Source organism: Marinobacterium sp. xm-m-312 (assembly GCF_013283295.1).
Lineage (GTDB): Bacteria > Pseudomonadota > Gammaproteobacteria > Pseudomonadales > Balneatricaceae > Marinobacterium_E.
The window spans coordinates 15,039-36,324 of the sequence record NZ_WBYS01000002.1; the positions used below are offsets into that span (position 1 = coordinate 15,039).

17 protein-coding genes are annotated in these 21,286 nt (G+C 50.6%); 3 read left to right on the forward strand and 14 right to left on the reverse strand.

Annotated features, from left to right (window positions below; all coding sequences use genetic code 11):
• Positions 1-37: 37 nt before the first annotated feature.
• The 6 genes from clpB to rluD all read right to left on the reverse strand — a co-directional run bounded on the left by clpB (position 38) and on the right by rluD (position 7,296).
• Complete coding sequence (clpB, locus tag XMM312_RS02705) at positions 38-2,614, reverse strand: ATP-dependent chaperone ClpB (RefSeq protein ID WP_173488660.1); 2,577 nt, start codon at positions 2,612-2,614, stop codon at positions 38-40.
• Between the two features lie 134 nt (positions 2,615-2,748).
• Complete coding sequence (gene umuC / locus XMM312_RS02710; protein ID WP_371743463.1) at positions 2,749-4,014, reverse strand: translesion error-prone DNA polymerase V subunit UmuC; 1,266 nt, start codon at positions 4,012-4,014, stop codon at positions 2,749-2,751.
• Positions 4,014-4,445 (reverse strand): translesion error-prone DNA polymerase V autoproteolytic subunit, encoded by a 432-nt coding sequence (gene umuD / locus XMM312_RS02715; protein WP_173481187.1) that lies wholly within the window; start codon positions 4,443-4,445, stop codon positions 4,014-4,016. The genes umuC and umuD overlap by 1 nt, the downstream gene beginning before the upstream one ends.
• 88 nt (positions 4,446-4,533) lie before the next feature.
• The gene (locus XMM312_RS02720; RefSeq protein WP_173488661.1) at positions 4,534-5,598 is read right to left on the reverse strand and encodes a nitronate monooxygenase family protein; all 1,065 of its coding nucleotides are present in this window, start codon (positions 5,596-5,598) and stop codon (positions 4,534-4,536) included.
• The gene (gene pgeF / locus XMM312_RS02725; RefSeq protein ID WP_173481189.1) at positions 5,591-6,331 is read right to left on the reverse strand and encodes a peptidoglycan editing factor PgeF; all 741 of its coding nucleotides are present in this window, start codon (positions 6,329-6,331) and stop codon (positions 5,591-5,593) included. Before pgeF ends, XMM312_RS02720 begins: the two co-directional genes overlap by 8 nt.
• Entirely contained in the window at positions 6,328-7,296 is a 969-nt protein-coding gene (rluD, locus tag XMM312_RS02730) for a 23S rRNA pseudouridine(1911/1915/1917) synthase RluD (protein ID WP_173481190.1), read from the reverse strand. Before rluD ends, pgeF begins: the two co-directional genes overlap by 4 nt.
• Before the next feature lie 127 nt (positions 7,297-7,423).
• Here rluD and XMM312_RS02735 point away from each other — a divergent pair, with 127 nt between their 5' ends.
• Positions 7,424-8,383: an outer membrane protein assembly factor BamD gene (locus XMM312_RS02735; RefSeq protein WP_173481191.1), complete on the forward strand. Its 960-nt coding sequence runs from the start codon at positions 7,424-7,426 to the stop codon at positions 8,381-8,383.
• An 87-nt stretch (positions 8,384-8,470) separates the two neighbouring features.
• Here XMM312_RS02735 and purL read toward each other — a convergent pair whose 3' ends face one another.
• Positions 8,471-12,373 carry a phosphoribosylformylglycinamidine synthase gene (gene purL / locus XMM312_RS02740; RefSeq protein WP_173488662.1) on the reverse strand — a complete coding sequence of 1,301 codons (3,903 nt, stop codon included), beginning with the start codon at positions 12,371-12,373 and terminating at the stop codon, positions 8,471-8,473.
• Between the two features lie 104 nt (positions 12,374-12,477).
• Between purL and mltF the strand changes: the two genes are divergently transcribed.
• On the forward strand, positions 12,478-13,890 hold the full coding sequence (mltF, locus tag XMM312_RS02745; protein ID WP_173488663.1) for a membrane-bound lytic murein transglycosylase MltF: 1,413 nt from the start codon (positions 12,478-12,480) through the stop codon (positions 13,888-13,890).
• On the opposite strand, the gene tadA is transcribed toward mltF, so the two are convergent.
• From tadA to guaB, 7 genes are all read right to left on the reverse strand, one after another.
• On the reverse strand, positions 13,874-14,377 hold the full coding sequence (tadA, locus tag XMM312_RS02750) for a tRNA adenosine(34) deaminase TadA (RefSeq protein WP_371731755.1): 504 nt from the start codon (positions 14,375-14,377) through the stop codon (positions 13,874-13,876). The two genes, mltF and tadA, sit on opposite strands and share 17 nt — an antisense overlap.
• Positions 14,378-14,479: 102 nt before the next feature.
• Positions 14,480-14,782 carry a hypothetical protein gene (locus tag XMM312_RS02755; protein ID WP_173488664.1) on the reverse strand — a complete coding sequence of 101 codons (303 nt, stop codon included), beginning with the start codon at positions 14,780-14,782 and terminating at the stop codon, positions 14,480-14,482.
• A 135-nt stretch (positions 14,783-14,917) separates the two neighbouring features.
• Positions 14,918-15,469: a hypothetical protein gene (locus XMM312_RS02760; RefSeq protein WP_173488665.1), complete on the reverse strand. Its 552-nt coding sequence runs from the start codon at positions 15,467-15,469 to the stop codon at positions 14,918-14,920.
• A gap of 2 nt (positions 15,470-15,471) precedes the next feature.
• Positions 15,472-16,023, reverse strand: a complete 552-nt coding sequence (locus XMM312_RS02765; protein ID WP_173488666.1) for a hypothetical protein — start codon at positions 16,021-16,023, stop codon at positions 15,472-15,474.
• A 30-nt stretch (positions 16,024-16,053) separates the two neighbouring features.
• Positions 16,054-16,599: an NnrU family protein gene (locus XMM312_RS02770; protein ID WP_173481197.1), complete on the reverse strand. Its 546-nt coding sequence runs from the start codon at positions 16,597-16,599 to the stop codon at positions 16,054-16,056.
• A gap of 3 nt (positions 16,600-16,602) precedes the next feature.
• Positions 16,603-18,183 carry a glutamine-hydrolyzing GMP synthase gene (guaA, locus tag XMM312_RS02775; RefSeq protein ID WP_173481198.1) on the reverse strand — a complete coding sequence of 527 codons (1,581 nt, stop codon included), beginning with the start codon at positions 18,181-18,183 and terminating at the stop codon, positions 16,603-16,605.
• A 90-nt stretch (positions 18,184-18,273) separates the two neighbouring features.
• Positions 18,274-19,743 (reverse strand): IMP dehydrogenase, encoded by a 1,470-nt coding sequence (gene guaB, locus XMM312_RS02780; RefSeq protein WP_173481199.1) that lies wholly within the window; start codon positions 19,741-19,743, stop codon positions 18,274-18,276.
• A 170-nt stretch (positions 19,744-19,913) separates the two neighbouring features.
• Here guaB and xseA point away from each other — a divergent pair, with 170 nt between their 5' ends.
• A complete protein-coding gene (gene xseA, locus XMM312_RS02785) occupies positions 19,914-21,269 on the forward strand; it encodes an exodeoxyribonuclease VII large subunit (RefSeq protein WP_173481200.1) in 1,356 nt (451 codons plus the stop codon).
• Positions 21,270-21,286: the final 17 nt, after the last annotated feature.

A 21,286-nucleotide genomic window follows, 5' to 3' on the forward strand; every position in this document is an offset into this window, starting at 1 on the left:
ACAGAAGGCCAGACCCCGATTTAGCACCGTAGTAGAGCTAGCGGAAGGTAAATTCACCGTCCGCCACATCGACCGCAATTTCGGCTCCAGGCATGAAGTCGCCTGCCAATAGACGCTGCGCCAATGGGTTTTCGATCCACTGCTGAATCGCACGTTTGAGTGGCCTTGCACCATAAATTGGCTCAAATCCGACCTCCACCAACTTATCCATGGCCGTTGATGTCAACCTGAGTCCCAGCTCATGCTCAGCAAGGCGTTTACGCAGACGCTCCAACTGAATGGTTGCAATGCCTGCCACCTGCTCTTTGCGCAAGCTATGGAACACCACAACTTCGTCGATACGGTTGATCACTTCCGGTCTAAAGTGGGTACCCACCACCTCCATGACTGCCCCTTTCATCTGCTCATAATCCTGATCATCGCTGTAACCCGCGATCAGATCCGAGCCTAGGTTCGAGGTCATCACCACGATGGTATTGCGGAAATCGACGGTACGACCCTGACCATCGGTCAGACGACCATCCTCTAACACCTGCAACAGGATATTGAAGACATCGGGATGCGCCTTTTCGACCTCGTCTAACAGTAGGACCGAGTAAGGCTTACGACGAACCGCTTCGGTTAGATAACCGCCCTCTTCATAGCCTACATAGCCTGGAGGTGCACCAATCAATCGAGCAACCGAATGTTTCTCCATGAACTCTGACATGTCGATGCGCACCATCGCCTCTTCGGTATCAAATAGATAGCTGGCTAGCGCTTTACAGAGTTCAGTTTTACCAACACCAGTAGGGCCTAAAAATAGGAAACTACCGTTCGGGCGATTCGGATCAGCCAGACCCGCTCTTGAACGGCGCACCGCATTCGAGACGGCTTCAACCGCCTCACCCTGACCGACGACTCGCTTGTGCAGCTCTTGCTCCATGCGCAGCAGTTTGTCACGCTCGCCCTCGAGCATTTTATTGACTGGAATACCGGTCCAGCGTGAGACCACTTCAGCCACCTCCTCTTCGGTGACTTTATTGCGCAACAACTCCGTTTGAGCCTCAGATTCATCTTCGCTATCGGCCGCTTGCAATTGCGCCTCTAACTCTGGAATCTTGCCGTACTGTATCTCTGACATTTTCGCCAGATCGCCTGCACGACGTGCCTGCTCCATCTCGATACGGGCCTGGTCTAACTGCTCTTTAATCTGCTGAGAACCCTGCAGTACCGCTTTATCCGCCTTCCAGATCTCTTCTAGATCTGAGTACTCTTTCTCTAGAGTACTGATGGTCTCTTCGAGCTCTTCTAAGCGTTTTTTAGCCGCTGAATCCTTCTCTTTTTTCAGCGCCTCACGCTCCATCTTCAACTGAATTAGACGACGCTCCAGACGGTCCATCTCTTCCGGTTTGGAGTCCATCTCCATACGGATACGGGATGCCGCCTCATCGATCAGATCGATCGCTTTATCAGGCAACTGACGATCGGTGATGTAGCGTTGACTCAGCTTTGCAGACGCGATGATCGCAGAATCAGTGATGTCGACGCCGTGGTGTACTTCGTAGCGCTCTTTAAGACCACGTAGAATCGCAATCGTATCCTCTTCACTCGGCTCATCAACAATCACCTTCTGGAAGCGACGCTCAAGCGCTGCGTCCTTCTCTACATACTGACGATACTCATCCAGAGTAGTCGCGCCCACACAGTGCAGCTCACCGCGTGCTAATGCAGGCTTCAGCATGTTACCGGCATCCATCGCACCGTCGCCCTTACCGGCACCGACCATGGTGTGAAGCTCATCGATAAACAGAATGATTTGCCCTTCCTGCTTAGAGAGCTCATTAAGGACCGCCTTCAATCGCTCCTCGAATTCACCGCGGAACTTTGCACCGGCTATTAGAGATCCCATATCGAGCGACAGCACTCGCTTATGTTTCAGCCCCTCTGGCACTTCGCCGTTGATGATCCGTTGCGCGAGGCCCTCAACGATGGCGGTTTTACCTACGCCCGGCTCACCAATCAGTACAGGGTTGTTTTTCGTGCGACGCTGGAGCACTTGAATGGTGCGACGAATCTCATCATCGCGCCCAATCACCGGATCAAGCTTGCCGCTCTCTGCCCGCTCTGTTAAATCAACACAGTATTTATCCAGAGCTTGACGGCTCTCTTCTGCATTAGGATCCATCACCGCTTCACCTCCCCTTACCGCATTAATCGCTTCAACCAGTTTCTCTTGTGTAAGACCCGCAGCCTGCAAGACTTTCCCGGCATCACCTTTATCACTCAGCATAGCCAGTATGACGAGCTCACTCGCCACGAACTGATCGCCGCGCTGCTGAGCGAGTTTGTCGGTTAGATTGAATAGACGAGCCATATCTTGAGATAGGCGAATATCACCATCGGGCGAACTGACCACTGGCAGTCGCTCAAGCGCCTCACCCACTTTACGGGTTAACTGCGGCAGCTCCGCACCAGCCTGCTTGAGCAGGGGACGAATTGATCCACCACGCTGATCGATCAACGCAGCGAGCAGGTGGATAGGTTCAATCTGATTATGATCCTTACCGACGGCCAATGACTGAGCATCTGACAGTGCTTCCTGCAATTTTGAAGTAAATTTATCTGGGCGCATCTTAGCCTCCACTGATAGCGGCCTCCCGAAGCAAGGCCAATGAATGTTTCTATCTTTTATGTGAGGGTAAGTCTGACTATTTCAAGGGGTTTAATGAAACTTTTACGACATTATTTTAACTATTTAACACCTCTCTATTTGACTCGCGGTAACTCTAACCAACTGGTGGTGTAACGCGGAGAGAGCATTTCACGCTTCATATCCCAAGGATTCCGATCGATACGACGGGCAAACTGTACTTGACCTGTTTTATAGTTAATCTGATCCAGGGTGGTCATCAACGCTTCACTGCGACTCTCCCCGTCCGCACAAAATAGCGTCTGCTGCTGAAGCTTTGGATCGTAAAAGTCGCTCAACATCACACCCGCTTTGGCAAACTGATAACCACCTAACCAGATACGCTCTATCAGGCGCATCGAAGCGGCCAATAGCTGTCGCGTATCATCCGTTGGCTCCACCAGTCGTTCGCTGGTGGAGTTGGCATACTGCGGCTGACTCTTTGCAAACGGACTGGTGCGCAAAAAGACCTGCAGATGCTGAGCCACCTGCCCCTCTTTACGCAGCTTCTCTGCAGCACGAGTAATAAAACCGGCAATCGCTTTGCGCATCTCCGCTAGCTCGGTGATGCGTTCACCAAAGGAGCGCGACACGACAATCTGCTTCTTGACCGGCGGGGTATCGTCAAAGGGGATACAAGAGACCCCGTTAAGTTCAGACACCGTCCGTTCCAACACAACCGAGAAGTGTTTCCGTATCCATTTAGGGTCAGCATCGGCAAGATCCAATGCACTCTTAATGCCCATCGACTCCAGACGTTGACTGATACGACGTCCGACACCCCAGACATCACCTACCTCGGTCATCGCCATCAACTTACGCTGTCGTTCGACCTCGGTTAAATCGACAACACCGCCCGTAGAGAGGTACTTTTTGGCCCCCTGATTGGCCAACTTCGCCAAGGTTTTAGTGGTCGATATGCCAACGCATACCGGTATACCAACCTCTTTCTCCACTTTGCTTTTAGTGAAACGACCAAACTCCAACAGTGAGTAGTTTTTCTGCAGCCCCGACAGATCCATAAAAGCTTCGTCGATTGAGTAGACAAACACTCGCGGGGCGATCGATTCCAGCGTATTCATAACACGCGCAGAGATATCGCCGTAGAGTGTGTAGTTTGACGAGAAGGTGCAGATACCGTGTTGCTCTATCAGCTCTTCAATCTGAAACCGAGGTACCCCCATTTTGACGCCTAGGGCTTTCACCTCGGCACTGCGCGCGACGGCACAACCATCGTTATTAGAGAGCACCACCATCGGCACGCCCTGCAGATCTGGGCGAAACAGTCGCTCGCAAGAGACATAGAAGTTATTGCAATCTACCAGCGCGATCACTTGCGACACTACTTCAACACCCTGACAACACTGACCACCACACCAAACACCTGCAGCTCACTCCCCTCTTTCAACTCGATGGGCGAGTAGCGTCGGTTCTGTGGAACCAGACGCACGCGTGGACGTAGCTGCAGCGTCTTCACCGTCATCTCACCGCTGACACTGGCAATCACCACGTCACCATGCTGAGCGGTCAGCGATCGATCAACCACCAAGACATCCCCCTTGTAGATACCCACACCGTCCATAGAGTCACCATCGACACGGACGAAATAGGTAGCATTGGGGTGCTTAATGCAGAGCTCATTAAGACTCAACGTCTTATCAATATAATCTTGAGCCGGTGATGGAAACCCAGCCGGCACACTCTCTGTATAGAAAGGAATTTTTAAATGGTCAGCGGTAAGATCGACCGCATCAGCTATCTGCGTAATCGCCATCGTTAATACCTAATCAATCGATAAATATACTGTATGAATAAACAGTATATATCGACTACTAAAAATTAGGCAATCTGATTATCGGATTTTATGAGTTGAGTGAAGCTTGCAGCTCTGACACGAGTGTCTCGACCAGCTGCGCAGCAGGCATGGATCTCGCCAACCCAGCACCCGTGCCAGCCCAGTGTGCGGCATACCCCTCATCGCCCTGTGCAGCAGCAGCTGTAGCCAACTGTTTCATCGCATCATAGGTCAGAGGGTAATCGGGAATATCCGCTCTGTTGTCAGGCTCAATCTCTGTATGGGCTCGATTGATAATGCCGCGAGCCGGTCGACCGGAGATGGCTGATGTGATCTCGGTGTTAACCGCAGCGCCACGACTTAGATTGGCTCGATATCCAGCATTGGCCGAAGATTCAGGGCAGAGCACAAAGGCTGTTCCCATCTGCACAGCCACAGCGCCAGCACTCAACGCGGCGGCAATATCAGCCCCTGTCATAATGCCGCCTGCGGCAATAATTGGCTGTTCAACAAAAGAGGCCAACTGAGTGACCAGATCCATTGTCATTAGCCGTGAATCCTGGTGAGGATCGAAGAGACCGCGATGCCCACCTGCCTCAACACCCTGAGCCACCAAAGCATCAACACCCGCAGCAATCGCTAACTGCGCTTCGCTCAACGAGGTGACACAGGCCAGCGTCAGGACACCCCTGTTTTGTAACTGCTTAATCCAAGCGGCCTCGGGCAGACCAAAGTGAAAGCTGACAACCGCAGGCTGCTCTTCTAACAGCACCGCCAACATATTGGGATCATCTAGGAAGCTTAGGTAGATCTCATTCAATTGAGCGGGTGGATTCGCGCCGAAACGATCAAAATGCGGAGTTAGGCGCTCAATCCACGCTTGCTCGACCTGAGCACTACGCTGAGGTTGCTGATGGCAAAACAGATTGACGTTGAACGGTTGATCCGTCAAAGCCCGCGTTCTCTGGATCAATTGACGCGCGGTATCAGCATTAACAGCTCCAACCGCAATAGAGCCCAACGCCCCTGCATTAGAGACCGCCGCGGCCAGTTCAGGTGTCGACACACCCGCCATCGGCGCCTGAATAATAGGATGGGTAATACCGAGCCCAGCCAAACCGGAGCTATTCATTAGCTTCCATCCAAATTAGGCTGGCCATACGCCCCGTTTGAGCTTGGCGACGGTAAGAGAAAAAGCGCTCCGAATCAGTGTAAGTACATAAACCGCCGCCAAAAATCTGACGAACACCGGCTCTGTTTAGACGCAATCGAGCTAGTTGGTAGATATCAGCTACCCAGCGCTCATTATGCGAGGGGCTGGGCTTAAATGCGTCACGCGACTGGGCCAGATCGTCAACGAAACGGTCATACACCTCCTGACCCACTTCAAACGCATCGGGACCAATCGCCGGCCCCATCCACACCATGACCTCAGACGGATCATCAAACTGCGAAAGCGTCTGCTCTAACACACCTTCCGCTAAGCCACGCCAGCCGGCATGCGCAGCTGCCACTTTGCTACCTGATCGATTGGTAAATAGAACGGGCAAGCAGTCTGCGGTCATGATGACGCACGCAACTCCAGGTTCTGTTGTGTAACAGGCGTCCGCTTCACGAATCTGTTGATCTGAATAGGCTTCAACCACTTCAACACCGTGAACCTGCTTCAGCCACTGTGCCGGTTTTACTAGAGAGAGTGAATTCAGAAGAGACTGACGGTTATCCAAGACGGCTTGGGGGTCATCCCCAACGTGATCACCTAAATTAAGCTGATCAAATGGCGCTGAGCTGACACCACCCTGGCGCGTCGTACAGAGCGCTTTAATGTTCGGCGGTGCCGGCCAGTCAGCCCAGATTAGGTTCATAGTTCGTAATCGTATTTCGTCGCATCTTTATCAAGAACGGTCAGCAGGCGCTGCATATCGTCTGGAAGATCGATCTCCCAGCTGCAGTGCTCACCGGTAAAGGGGTGCCAAAGCTCCAACTTTTTCGCATGCAGCGCTTGGCGACGAAACCCTTTCAAGGTCTGTACCATACGCTCGCTGCAGTTCTTCGGCAGACGGAAACGACCACCGTAGAGCGGGTCGCCGACCAGTGGGTATTTAATGTGCGCCATGTGAACGCGAATCTGGTGGGTACGACCTGTCTCCAGCTTCAGGCGAATATGAGTGTGTGAACGAAACTTCTTCAACACGCGATAGTGTGTGATCGCCTCTTTGCCCAGACCCACAACCGCCATTTTGAGACGGTTCTTACTGTGGCGACCCATTGGCTCATCTACCGTACCACCACCAATCATGACACCCTGAACAACCGCTTCGTATTCGCGACCCATAGAACGCTCTTGCAGTTGTTCAACAAGATCAGTCTGCGCTTGAATAGTTTTAGCCACAACCATCAGGCCAGTGGTTTCACGGTCAAGGCGATGCACAATACCGGCCCGCGGTACCTGAGCTACCTCTGGGGCGTGATGCAACAGAGCATTCAACAGTGTTCCTTCGGCATGACCCGACGCAGGGTGTACCACCAAACCCGAGGGTTTGTTCAGCACAAGAATGTGTTCATCTTCAAACACGATATCGAGCGGGATATCCTCACCCTTATGCTCTTCAATGACTGCGATTTGAGCGTCGACGACAATCTTTTCACCACCGGTCAGCTTGTCGCGCGTACGCAGCACTTTGCCATCAACGGTCAACTCCCCCTCTTTTATCCACCCCTGCAGGCGTGAACGGGAGTAGTCGGGAAAGATCTGCGCAACGGCTTGATCGAGTCGTTTACCGTAGAGTTCATCGGGTACAACGGCTTCAAGGTGAATATGTTCTGACATTATTGCTCTATCTGGCTCTAAGAGTGTTTTGGTGAGCTAAGCTCTGTGTTTAAATAAGGAATATTGAATAGTATATCTCAATAGAGATCGCAGCGCTGAACCGCTGTATATAGATTAGGATGTAAACATGCGTTTTAACCGACTGATTCCCGCTCTTTTCGCTGCCACCCTACTGGTGGGTTGTAGTAGCAATGGGGAGAAAATAGAGCCAGATGTTCCTGAGGAGCAGCTCTATGAAGAGGCGCTAAGTGCAATTGATGCGGGCAATAACCAGCTCGCGATCGAGAAACTACAACTTCTTGAAGCGCGCTACCCATTTGGCCGTTACTCTGAACAGTCACAGCTAGAGTTGATCTACGCACACTTTAGAATGAACCAAAACACCTCTGCTGCAGCCGCAGCCGATCGATTCATTCGTCTACACCCTAATCACGACAACGTCGACTACGCCTACTACATGAAAGGGTTAAGCGCCTTTGAAGCCGAGCGCTCTTTCTTTGCTAAATACCTACCCATTGATGTGGCTCAGCGTGATCCAGGTGCAGCACGCGACTCGTTCGACAGTTTTACAACCTTGATTAACCGCTTCCCAGACAGCGAGTACGCCGCCGACGCGCAACGTCGTATGCAGTACCTCAAAAACCGTCTAGCCACCTACGAAATCCACGTCGCACTCTACTACATGAAACGTCAAGCATGGCTGGCAGCCGCAAACCGTGGTCGTTACGTGGTTGAGAACCTACAAGAGACTCCGGCAACACCGGATGCCTTGGCAATCATGGCAGAAGCTTACACTGAGCTTGGACTGACTGAACTGGCCGCTGATGCGAGTACTGTCTTGGCAACCAACTTCCCTGACTACCAGGTTCGCTCATTCAAAGCACCACGCAATGATCTGATCTACACCGCAAGCTTTGGCCTGCTCGGTGAAGGGACAGAACTGGCGGAGCCGATTCAACCAACCAGCTCACTGGCTCAACCGGTGCGTGCCGATGAAGCGCCAGCGACAGAGGCGACTGACACATCAGAGCAAGCAGATGAGGAGCGTTCTCTATTCGATCGCATCACCTTCGGACTGTTCGAATAGTCAGAAAAAAGATAGAAGAAAGGCGACCATTAGGTCGCCTTTTTTATGCGTTCGACACTCTAAATTGAGTGGCTAACAGTGGGTGGCTTAGCCAACCCACTTACGTGCATTACGGAACATACGCATCCATGCACCATCTTCACTCCAATGATCTGGAGCCCAAGAGTTCTGTACGGCACGGAACACTCGCTCTGGGTGAGGCATCATGATGGTGACACGACCGTCGGCAGAGGTAACACCGGTAATCCCCTCTGGTGAACCGTTCGGGTTCGCTGGGTAGTTCTGCGTCAATTCGCCGCGGTTATTTACATAACGCAACGCCACGGTACCTGAACCACTTAGATTAGCCAGATGCGACGCATCGGCAAATTCAGCGCGACCTTCGCCATGTGCAACAGCGATTGGCATACGCGAACCTTCCATACCCGCTAGGAACAGTGAGTTCGATTTCTGCACTTCAACCATCGCCACACGAGCTTCAAACTGCTCAGACTCATTGCGCACAAAGTGTGGCCACAGCTCAGCACCTGGAATCAGTTCGTGTAGATTAGAGAGCATCTGACAACCGTTACAGACACCCAGTGCGAAACTGTCTTGGCGCTCAAAGAAGGCACTGAATTGATCACGCGCACGGTCATTAAATAGCACCGATTTCGCCCAACCTTCACCCGCACCCAATACGTCACCGTAAGAGAAACCACCACAAGCGACCAAACCTTTGAAGCGATCCAACTCAATGCGACCAGCGAGGATGTCACTCATGTGAACATCAACCGTATTGAAGCCGGCACGATCAAACGCAGCAGCCATCTCAATTTGACCATTAACACCCTGCTCACGCAGAACAGCCATCTCTGGACGAACCCCAGTCGAGATAAAGGGTGCAGCGATATCTTCATTCACATCAAAGGAAAGATCAGCATTCAGACCAGGATCTTCAGCATCCAACAGTGCGTCAAACTCTTGCTTAGCACAGTCAGAGTTGTCACGCAGTGATTGCACCTGATAAGAGGTCTCTGCCCACCAACGCTGCAGCGTTACTCGACTCTCAGAGTAAACCTCTTCATCATCGAAGCTGATGTTCAACAGATCATCAGGATTCAAAGCACCAACCACTGATGCGATCTCACCGATACCGGCCGCATTCAATTCAGTCAGTACCTGCTCAGTATCTTCACGCTTAACCTGAACAACCGCACCGAGCTCTTCTGCAAACAGCGCCGCTGCAATTTCAGACTCATCAGACGCAAGGAGATCTAAACTCAGGTCAACACCAGTGCGACCGGCAAACGCCATCTCAGTGATGGTCGCCAGTAGACCACCGTCTGAACGGTCGTGGTAAGCCAGCAGTAAACCTTGCTCATTTAGGCCTTGAATGGCGGCAAAGAAAGTAGCGAACTGATCGGCATCATCAAGATCTGGAACATCAGCGCCCACTTCGTTAAATACCTGCGCCAGTGCCGATAGACCCAAGCGGTTTTTACCCTGCCCTAGATCCAACAAAATCAGATCCGTTTCACCTTGATCCGTACGAAGCTCAGGAGTTAGTACACGGCGAACATCAGAGACGGGTGCAAAGCCAGAGATCACCAGTGAGAGTGGCGATGTCACAGACTTCTGCTCATCAGCATCCTGCCATACAGTGCGCATCGACATCGAGTCTTTACCCACTGGAATCGTAATACCCAGTTCAGGACACAACTCCATACCTACCGCGCGAACGGTATCGTACAGTTTCTCATCTTCACCAGGGTGACCTGCAGCACACATCCAGTTGGCTGACAGCTTCACATCACTTAGGGCTTCAATCGGGGTACCAGCAAGGTTGGTGAGTGTCTCACCAATCGCCATACGACCAGATGCAGGGCCATCAACCACAGCCAGTGGTGTACGCTCACCCATTGCCATCGCTTCACCGGTGTAACCGACAAAACCTGTCGAGGTTACCGCACAGTCAGCAACGGGAACCTGCCAAGGGCCGACCATCTGGTCACGAACAACCTGACCAGTAATCGAGCGGTCACCAATGGTGATCAAGAAAGATTTAGAGGCAACTGCTGGCAGCTTGAGCACACGCTCAACCGCTTCAGCCAGTTTAATGTTGCTGCTATCAAACGCAGGCACTTCGTACTGTGCACGAGTCACAGAACGGTGCATTTTAGGCGGTTTACCAAAGAGCACGCTCATTGGTAGGTCGACCGGTTTATTTTCAAAGTGGGTGTCGTTAAGAGTAAGGTGGTGATCCTCTGTCGCTTCACCGACTACAGCATAAGGACAGCGCTCACGCTGACAGATCTCTTCAAAACGTGGCAGATCCGCCGGTTTAACCGACATCACATAACGCTCTTGCGCTTCGTTACACCAGATCTCTAGCGGAGCCATTCCTGGCTCATCGTTGTTGACGTTACGTAGCTGGAAGTAACCACCACGACCACCGTCTTTTACCAATTCTGGGAATGCGTTCGAAAGACCACCTGCCCCTACGTCGTGGATAAACTCGATGGGGTTGGCTTCACCTAGCTGCCAACAGCGGTCAATAACCTCCTGACAGCGACGCTCCATCTCTGGGTTGCCACGTTGTACAGACGCAAAATCAAGATCGGCTGATGAACTGCCCGAACTCATCGAGGATGCAGCACCACCGCCCAGACCGATCAACATTGCAGGCCCGCCTAGACAGATCAGTTTAGAACCAACCTCGATCTCACCTTTTTCAACATGGTCAGCACGGATGTTACCCATACCACCGGCCAGCATGATCGGTTTGTGGTATCCACGTACCTCTTCACCGTTTGCGCCAGGTACCGACTGTTCAAAGGTACGGAAATAACCGTTCAGGTTTGGACGACCAAATTCGTTGTTGAACGCCGCACCACCAATTGGACCTTCGATCATGATATCGAGTGGCGACACAATGCGTTCAGGCTTACCGTATTTCGACTCCCAAGGCTGCTCAAAACCAGGAATATTGAGATCAGAGACCGTAAAACCGGTTAAACCTGCTTTAGGTTTAGCACCACGACCTGTTGCACCTTCGTCGCGAATCTCACCACCAGAACCCGTTGCAGAACCCGAGAAAGGCGCAATAGCGGTTGGGTGGTTATGCGTCTCAACCTTCATCAGGATGTGTACAGGCTCATCATTGTAGCCGTACTGTTGAGATTCAGAGTTCGGGTAGAAACGCGGTGCCTGCCAACCTTCGATCACGGCCGCGTTATCTTTGTACGCTGATAGAACTTTTTCGCCGCCTAGCTCATTGGTGTTCTTGATCATACCGAACAGAGATTTCTGCTGCGCTTCTCCATCGATATCCCAAGAGGCATTGAAGATCTTGTGACGACAGTGCTCAGAGTTCGCCTGTGCAAACATCATCAACTCGACATCAGCGGGGTTACGACCTAGCTCTTTGAAGCTATCGACAAGGTAATCGATCTCATCTTCAGCCAGTGCTAGACCCAATGTTTGGTTAGCGGTAGCCAAGGCTTCACGACCACCGCCCAGGATATCAACACGACCCATTTCGCGTGGCTGTTCGTGTCTAAATAGTGAGCTAGCTTGCTCTAGGTCGCTCATGACCGCTTCAACCATGCGATCATGAAGCACGGCTTGAACATCGCTCAACTCTTGCTCGCTTAGCTCTGCCACACTCTCAACGTAAAACGCCGTGCCGCGCTCAATACGATCAATCGCATCCAAGCCACAGTTGTGCACGATATCAGTCGCTTTAGAGGACCAAGGTGAAATAGTACCTGGACGAGGAACAACCAGAATAAGTTTGCCTTTGGGATCTTGCTGATCCGCTTTTGGCCCATATCGTAGGACACGCTCAAGAATCGAGTATTTCTCAGAACTCAACTCAGAGTTCATATCGGCAAAGTGAACAAACTCCGCATAAAGTCCGGTAACTGACGGAACTTTTTGGCTAACAGCGTTAAAAAGCTTAGCGTGACGGAAGGCAGAAAGAGCTGGAGCTCCGCGCAAAACGAGCATGGTTTCAGAGGCCTCTTGGTGATCCTGCGAATCAGGCGTTGGAAAACGTGCAATTTTAGCGCAAACTGACGCAATTAGGGAGAGCTAGCAGCTAATCATTACGAATGTTTATCCTTCGACAAGCACCAAGATTAAGACCGTATATCTATACTGCCGGCATTCTGTTTCTGGCGGTTTGGATTGTCTTGACCAGTGCCAACCGAAAACCGCTGATCGAACAGATAACGGATAGAGGCTATCTACGTGTCGTTTCACTTGCAGCCCCCCTATCCACACTCGATATTGATCAGACTCGCACAGGCTTTGAGTATCAACTGGCGACAAACTTTGCCGATCATCTAGGTGTCGGTATCGAATTCATTATCGCGGAAGATCATCAACATGTTTTTCAGGCTTTGCGTGATCGTCGAGCCGATATTGCAGCTGCCAATCTTCACCTAACGCCATCTCGAGAGTCGATATACCAACCCCATCCAAGCTATCGCGACAGCCGCACACTGGTTATCTACAGAAAGACCCAAGGATTCAAGCGTCCTAAATCATTCGCTGATATCAAAGAGGGCAACATTATTGCTTTGGATGGCAGTGCCGAGGCGGCCCAACTGCTCAGCATCAAACCCGATATAGAAGTTGACCTTCTTGAGGAACTCAATCATTTAGACCTGATGACCCTATTACAGAACAGGGAGGCCACCTTCGCGGTTGTACCTTCCGATCTTTTCAGTCGGGTGAAAAGCTATCACCCCGAGTTAGCAAAAGCCTTTGAGATCCAAAGCGACGCTCCTGCTGTTTGGTACTCGCTAAAAAGTGAAGATCAAACTCTAAACCGAGCCGTAAGCGATTGGTTAGAAAAACCCGAATCCAAGAGGCTGATTGAGCAGCTCAACCGAGACTCTACCCCACCCAAAAATCCCCTTAACTTTGTCGAGACACACGCTTTTCGCATGGCACTTGAGGAGCGCTATAAGCCTTTAAACCCCTACTTCGTTGAAGCAGGCGAGTTGGTTGGGCTCGATCATCACATTCTCGCCGCGGTGGGCTATCAAGAGTCGCACTGGGATGAGGATGCCGTTTCTAGCACAGGCGTGCGAGGCATCATGATGCTCACGCAAGCGACAGCAGAAGAGATGGGGGTTGAGGAGAGAACAGACCCCAGAGAGAGCATCATCGGGGGTGCAAAATACCTGAGAAAAATGGAAGAAAAAGTGCCTGATCGTATTCCAGAGCCCGAACGACTTTGGTTAGCCATGGCCGGTTATAATGTTGGCTTTGGACACCTAGAGGATGCTCGCATACTGACTCAACGTGGCGGCAAAAATGCTGACAGGTGGGAGGATGTAGCGCAGTTTTTACCACTACTTGAAGATCCAGAGATTGCGGCCAAAACCCGTCATGGAGAGGCTCGCGGTAGTGAACCCGTCATCTATGTGAACAACATTCAAAAGTATACGCAGATCATTGAACCGTTCAGGCGGTTGAATCAAAACCGTTCTATCAAACTTAAACCTCTGGATTAGAGGCCTCGCCAAACTTGTTGAGCCTGGCTTGTCGCTTTTCATCTCGACGGCGTGCAAAGAAGTCACTGATCATTGATGAGCACTCATCTGCCAGTAACCCACCCTGCACTTCCACACGATGATTGAGCCAAGGCTGAACAAAAAATTGAGCTTGGCTAGTTGCCACCCCCGCTTTGGGCTCCAAGGCTCCGAACACCAATCGCTTGATACGAGAGTGCACAATGGCACCAGCACACATAGAACAGGGTTCGATCGTTACATAGAGCGTTGCATCCACAAGGCGATAGTTCTCAAGACGATTAGCAGCATCCCTGAGGGCTTGGATCTCTGCATGTGCTGATGGATCACAGCCGCTGATTGGACGATTAAAGCCACGACCTATGACTTGATCATCAAGGACAACAATTGCACCCACAGGCACTTCGTTGTGCTCACCCGCCTGCGCCGCTAGCTCAAGCGCCTGCCTCATCCAATACTGATCGTCCACATTACGTCCTAAATTTTAAAACCCTATGGTAACTTGCACCCCAAAAACAAAAAAGCCGCACAGTGTGCAGCTTTAATCTGATGTTTTGCTTTTAACGAGCGATTACTCAGCTTTCAGCTGGTAAGTAGAGCTACGAGGCCCTTCAACACGCTTAATCAACTCAACATCTTCAAGTTTTTTCAATGACTTAAAGAATTGCGAGCGAGAGACTTTAATCCCTTTTGCAATTGCAGAGTCAGCAAAGACTTCGTAGCTAAGAGAAGCTTTAGCCGTATTATGATCAGCCACTTCCCAAAGCATGTTCAGAACTTGACGGTCAGAATCAGTCAACGAATCCAAACCCAGCTCTTTTGAGGTTGAATCAATTAGCTTGATCAAACCTAGATAAAATTTCAAAGTGCTCATAAAGAGATCCTTCAGTTACTCAGCAGGAACTGCGGCCTTAAAAGGCTCTCACTGCTATCAACTTGTGTAGTATAGCAGACTTATTAAACCTAGCAATCAACTAAGGTATTCCACATGGCAAAATTGACTAAAAAGTCAGTTTACCTGCTTCTTAATAAGATTAACTAGATGTTTCTTAGACAGCATCAACAGAGTCAGTACGAGCAAAGTACCTAGTAAGTCACCTACCATGAATCTAAACGACAACAGTCCGATCGGCTCATTAGTGAACAGCAGAGTATGCAAAAGTGCATTAAACAGTGATGATACAAAAGCGACAGCCAGAACAATTCTGAACAGAACCACTTTAGAGTCGTCAGCAATAGGCAGGGGCGCCAACAGTGGTGCAAGTCGATTAAAGTTCCAAATAACCAATGGAATAAACATCACCAGTGTACTGACTAGGGCATCTAAAGCGATCGACGGTGTCGGAACCGCCCATATCACATAGGCCATAAGATGGGCGGTAAAAATCGGCAGAAACGCTCGATAACCAGACAACACCACCATCACCGTTTTAATGCCATGCGGAATGTAAAGAAAACTAGCCGCTGAAGCAGGCAGTAGATAGGACTCTAACGGAAAGATCACTTCATATTGGATAACCAATCCAACAGAGAGTAGCGCAAATAACGCAATCTGCAGCACAACTAACGACTCACTCTATGAGCAATTCGAGACAATAGACTCCAAAGCAAAAGCGCCACGAATATACCCAACAGATCACCCGTTAAATATCGAAACGCCAAAAGCGTTACACCGCTCTCGCTATACCAGGCCGCATTCGCCAATGCATTAAGAAGTGCAGCAATCAAACCAACCGAGAAGGTCAGCCGAGTCATTTGAGGCAATGAGAACCCTGATCCCATTACACCCGATAAGAGTGGACGTTGCGAGACGTAGTTAAACATCAACATCGGTATTAACATGACAACCGAGCTAACAAACGCAGAGAAGAGAACCCTTCCGGCATCGACTCCGATCAGGATATCGGTCGTTAAATGAGCTAAAGTGATAGGTAAAACCGCAATCGGTCCGACCAAAACGATCAACAGCGCTTTGATGCCATGAGGAAGAAACAGAAGACTGGCTGGACCTTCTGACCAGTGAGACAGCAACACAGCCTCAGCAGGCCAAATGACCTGGTACTGAAGCAGCATAGAGACCATTAAAATGAGATATCCAAAGATTAATGGTTTCATCTGCTTCATCCCTAAACGCTCAGTCGACCCTTAACCAAAAACTGGGTAGCCCAGTTTCATATGAGCCATGGCTATGGCACCAAACAGAACAGCCGTAACGATGGCGGCAATCAGTTCACGAACAAGACTCGTTGGTCGTTTTTCAAGTTCAGGCTTACCCGCTTTGTTAATCAGTATCACGCTGATCACGGCCCAAGCGAGCAGACCACCAAATAGAACAAACGACGCGCTGTCACCATTAACCATCAAGTGCGCAATCGCCCAGGTTTTGACAGCGCTCAGTTGCAAATGACGCACACGGTTTGCCAATGCACTTTTAACGACTGAAACGACCAGTAGGTAGACAGCCAGCAGCATCAACAGGTTATTGATACCCACCATCGCGGGGTTGCGACCCCAGTAGTAAGTCGTCTCAACTTGCTGATAACCAAACACCATCATTAACACTGAGATCAGAATCGCAACAGCGATCAGGCCTTTTCCAAGATTGCCTAAAGAGGCCCTAAAAGTGGGTGCTATGCGCTTAAGAAGGTGCGCTAATGACCAGAGAAAAACACCTGAACTTAAAAGAAACATCGATTATTCCCACTCAATGGTTGCAGGTGGTTTGCTCGAAACATCGTATGTCACACGAGAGACCTGCGGAATTTCATTGATAATACGGCTAGAGACCGTCTCTAGCAGCTCGTAAGGTAGGTGAGCCCAGCGAGCGGTCATGAAGTCGATCGTTTCAACGGCGCGAATCGCAATCACCCATTCGTAACGGCGGCCATCACCCACAACCCCTACCGACTTAACGGGTAGGAATACGGCAAAGGCTTGGCTCGTTTTATGGTACCAATCCGCTTTATGCAGCTCTTCGATAAAGATCGCATCCGCTTCACGAAGAATGTCGGCATACTCTTTCTTAACTTCACCCAAAATACGAACACCGAGACCAGGGCCTGGGAAGGGGTGACGGTAGACCATATCGTAGGGAAGACCCAGTTCAAGACCGATCTTGCGAACTTCGTCTTTAAACAGTTCACGCAGTGGCTCAACCAACTCAAATGCCATATCTTCAGGAAGACCACCCACGTTGTGGTGCGACTTGATCACATGCGCCTTGCCGGTCTTCGAGGCAGCCGACTCAATCACATCCGGGTAGATGGTGCCCTGAGCCAAGAAGCGACACTCAGTTAGTTTAGCCGCCTCATCATCAAATACTTCAATGAAGGTATTACCGATAATCTTACGCTTCTTCTCAGGATCCGCTTCACCTTTAAGACGACCCAAGAAAAGATCTTCAGAATCAGAACGAATAACACGAACACCCATGTTGTTCGCAAACATCTCCATGACCTGATCGCCTTCGTTCTTACGAAGAAGACCGTTATCAACAAAGACACAGGTCAGCTTATCGCCGATCGCTTTATGCAGAAGCGCTGCAACCACAGAGGAATCGACACCTCCCGATAGGCCAAGCAATACTTTATTGTCACCCACCTGAGCTTGAACACGCTCAACCAGATCCGCAATGATATTGGCCGGCGTCCACAGTGCTTCAGTACCACAGATGTCACGGACAAAACGCTCTAGAATACGCAGACCCTGTTTCGTATGAGTCACCTCTGGGTGGAACTGCACACCGTAAAGCTGACGAGCAGGATCACACATAGCCGCAACGGGTGCTGACTCAGTCGCAGCGATGATTGAGAAGCCCTCAGGTAACTCAACGACCTTATCGCCGTGGCTCATCCATACATCCAACGACATGACACCGTTATTTGCCATGTGGTCTTCGATACCTTCCAGCAGGCGACTGGCGTTATCCATCAAACGGACACGTGCATAACCGAACTCACGCTCGTCCGACGAAGCCACTTTACCACCAAGCTGTTCTGCCATGGTCTGCATGCCGTAACAGATACCCAAAACCGGAACACCTAGATCGAAAACCACTTGTGGAGCACGTGGCGAATCCAACTCTGTCACAGACTCAGGACCACCGGCTAGGATGATACCCTTTGGATTGAAGGCACGAATGTCAGCTTCGTCCATATCCCAAGCATAGATCTCAGAGTAGACGCCGATTTCACGAACACGACGTGCGATCAACTGGGTGTACTGCGATCCAAAATCTAGAATAAGTATGCGTTGCGAATGGATATCTTGGCTCATTTCTTTCTGATTCCAACTGCGGGCAAGCTGCCCTTAAAACTAAAAATGGGGCAACCTGAGTTACCCCACTGAAATTATAACTATCGAGTCTTAACCGACGCGGTAGTTTGGTGCCTCTTTGGTGATGCTGACATCATGCACGTGGCTCTCGCTCATACCTGCATTGGTAATGCGAACAAACTCTGGTTTAGTGCGCATGGTATCGATATCGCCTGAACCGGTGTAACCCATAGAGGCACGAAGACCGCCCATTAACTGGTGTACAACGCCTGCCAGCGGACCTTTCGAAGGTACACGACCTTCAATACCTTCTGGGACAAGCTTATCTTCACCCGCTTTCGCATCTTGGAAGTAGCGATCTGAAGAGCCAGTGGATCCTGACATCGCACCTAACGAACCCATACCACGGTATGACTTGAAAGCACGGCCTTGGAACAGCTCAACTTCACCTGGCGCTTCATCAGTACCGGCAAGCATAGAGCCCACCATCACCGCAGAGGCACCCGCAACAATTGCTTTCGAAATATCGCCCGAGAAACGGATACCACCGTCAGCAATCAGAGGCACGCCACGCTCAGCCATCGCCGCAGCCACATTGGCTACCGCACTGATCTGTGGCACACCGATACCTGCGACGATACGTGTCGTACAGATAGAACCAGGGCCGATACCTACTTTAACGCCGTCAGCACCCGCATCCGCTAACGCGATGGCAGCATCTGCTGTTGCGATGTTACCGCCGATCACCTGTACATCTGGGAAGTTCTGTTTAACCCAACGAACACGATCAATAACACCTTTTGAGTGACCGTGTGCCGTATCAACAACAATGACATCGGCACCCGCTTCAGCCAGTGCTGCAACGCGAGCTTCTGTATCCGCACCAGTACCTACCGCAGCACCTACCAGTAGACGACCGCGAGAATCTTTAGCCGCATTAGGGTAAGCCTGCGCCTTGTTCATATCTTTAACCGTCACCATACCGGTCAGTTGGTACTGCTCGTTTACGGTTAGAAGTTTCTCGATACGGTGTTTACGCAGAAGGTCAGAGATCTCTTTGTGAGTCGCATCTTCACCCACCGTCACTAGACGCTCTTTGGGTGTCATGATGTTAGAGACTGGGGTGTCTAGGTTCTCTTCAAAGCGAACATCACGGCTAGTGACGATACCAACCAGGTCGCCGTTCTCAACAACAGGAAAACCAGAGAAGCCCACTTCACGAGACAGCGCGATGATTTCACGAACCGTTGTAGTCGGCTGACAAGTGACTGGATCAGTAACAACACCCGCCTCGAACTTTTTCACTCGGCGAACATTTTCAGCCTGCTGTTCGATGGTTAAGTTTTTATGAATGATGCCGATACCACCCTCTTGCGCCATAGCAATCGCAAGACGAGATTCAGTCACGGTATCCATCGCCGCAGAAACCAGTGGGATGTTGAGTTCGATACCCTTGGTCAGACGTGTTTTCAAACTAACGGCGTTAGGCAACACTTCTGAATAAGCGGGAACGAGAAGTACATCATCAAAGGTCAAAGCCTCTTCAACAATTCGTAACATTCTAAAAAACCTGTCTAAATGGGCAAAAAATTAGCCCAATACATTACTAAAATTCGCCTTTTTTATCAATCTAAAGTCGCAGTAAATAGCGGCATTTTTCACCCTTTTTTCTGCGCCGCACAATAGGATTTTTTCTGTTAAAAAGAAGCAACAACCGCTAGCATGACCGGATGAATGTTCAAACCTCTTCAAATCGAACAGCCATCGCAGTTAGCGAACTGAACAAGCAGGTAAAATCGCTGTTGGAGAACTCGTTTCTTTCGATCAGGGTCGTTGGCGAAATCAGCAACTTAGCCAAGCCAAGCTCTGGCCACTGGTACTTCACCCTTAAAGATCAGAAAGCTCAGGTTCGCTGCGCCATGTTCCGTGGTAACAATTTGCGGGTGAACTTTGCCCCCAAGGAGGGTGACCAGGTGGTTGTCACCGGACGCGTGAGTCTTTACGAAGGGCGTGGCGACTATCAGATGATCTGTAGCGCTATGGAGCAAGATGGCCAAGGGCAACTCCAAGTCCTATTCGAAAAACTAAAGCTAAAACTGCAAGCGCAAGGGCTATTTGAAGCGGACCGCAAAAAACCGATCCCTGAACACCCTAAATGCATAGGCGTGATCACCTCCCCCACTGGAGCAGCGATTCACGACATCTTGACGGTACTCAAACGTCGCTACCCTGGACTACCCGTCAGACTTTACCCAACGGCGGTTCAAGGCAATGAAGCCACTGGGCAAATTGTTAAGGCGATTGAACTGGCAAACCGCGAAGGGATCGCGGATGTACTCATTGTGGGTCGCGGTGGCGGTTCGCTTGAAGATCTCTGGCCCTTTAACGAAGAGGTCGTTGCGCTCAGTCTAGCCAACTCAAACATCCCGACCGTTTCGGCGGTCGGGCACGAAGTCGACTTCTCCATCGCCGACATGGTGGCGGATTTAAGAGCCCCTACTCCGTCAGCAGCAGCCGAATTACTCAGCCCCAATGGCGCAGAGATATTAGCCAACATCAATCGAGCTGAGCGCGCTCTTAAACAGCGGTTTGATTGGTTATTGTCAGCAAAACAGGCACAGTTAAAGAGCCTACAACAGCGGCTTAGACACCCCGGAGAGCGTATCCGCGAACAGGTTCAGCGTAGTGACGAATTGGAGCTGAGACTGCACAGCGCGATGAACCGATTGATGCGCGACAAACGCAGCCAACTCAATCAGAACCAAAGCCAGCTTAGTCGTCTCAATCCGAGTAGAACTCTTACTGCTCATCAGGAACAGGTTAAACAACTGATGAGTCGGTTAGAGAGTCTTACGAAGAGTAAAATTGATCGACGAAAGCTGGAGCTGGCTGAAAAGGTGGGCCGCCTTCAGGCCATTAGCCCGCTAGCGACGCTTGAGCGTGGCTATGCATTGGCGACGACTGATCAGCACGAGGTGATACGCGATTCACGCCAAGTTAAGGCCGGGCAGAGTATCAATATTCGACTGCAAAAAGGCTCCATCACATCAACGGTTACAGATATCCACACCGAAACCAACGATTGATAAGCACACTAATAATT

Bases quoted from the DNA above. Each gene is read 5' to 3' on its own strand.
- clpB (WP_173488660.1), bottom strand. From the start codon at position 2,614: ATGCGCCCAGATAAATTTACTTCAAAATTGCAGGAAGCACTGTCAGAT.
- umuD (WP_173481187.1), bottom strand. From the start codon at position 4,445: ATGGCGATTACGCAGATAGCTGATGCGGTCGATCTTACCGCTGACCAT.
- XMM312_RS02720 (WP_173488661.1), bottom strand. From the start codon at position 5,598: ATGAATAGCTCCGGTTTGGCTGGGCTCGGTATTACCCATCCTATTATT.
- pgeF (WP_173481189.1), bottom strand. From the start codon at position 6,331: ATGAACCTAATCTGGGCTGACTGGCCGGCACCGCCGAACATTAAAGCG.
- rluD (WP_173481190.1), bottom strand. From the start codon at position 7,296: ATGTCAGAACATATTCACCTTGAAGCCGTTGTACCCGATGAACTCTAC.
- XMM312_RS02735 (WP_173481191.1), top strand. From the start codon at position 7,424: ATGCGTTTTAACCGACTGATTCCCGCTCTTTTCGCTGCCACCCTACTG.
- purL (WP_173488662.1), bottom strand. From the start codon at position 12,373: ATGCTCGTTTTGCGCGGAGCTCCAGCTCTTTCTGCCTTCCGTCACGCT.
- mltF (WP_173488663.1), top strand. From the start codon at position 12,478: ATGTTTATCCTTCGACAAGCACCAAGATTAAGACCGTATATCTATACT.
- XMM312_RS02755 (WP_173488664.1), bottom strand. From the start codon at position 14,782: ATGAGCACTTTGAAATTTTATCTAGGTTTGATCAAGCTAATTGATTCA.
- XMM312_RS02765 (WP_173488666.1), bottom strand. From the start codon at position 16,023: ATGAAACCATTAATCTTTGGATATCTCATTTTAATGGTCTCTATGCTG.
- XMM312_RS02770 (WP_173481197.1), bottom strand. From the start codon at position 16,599: ATGTTTCTTTTAAGTTCAGGTGTTTTTCTCTGGTCATTAGCGCACCTT.
- guaA (WP_173481198.1), bottom strand. From the start codon at position 18,183: ATGAGCCAAGATATCCATTCGCAACGCATACTTATTCTAGATTTTGGA.
- guaB (WP_173481199.1), bottom strand. From the start codon at position 19,743: ATGTTACGAATTGTTGAAGAGGCTTTGACCTTTGATGATGTACTTCTC.
- xseA (WP_173481200.1), top strand. From the start codon at position 19,914: ATGAATGTTCAAACCTCTTCAAATCGAACAGCCATCGCAGTTAGCGAA.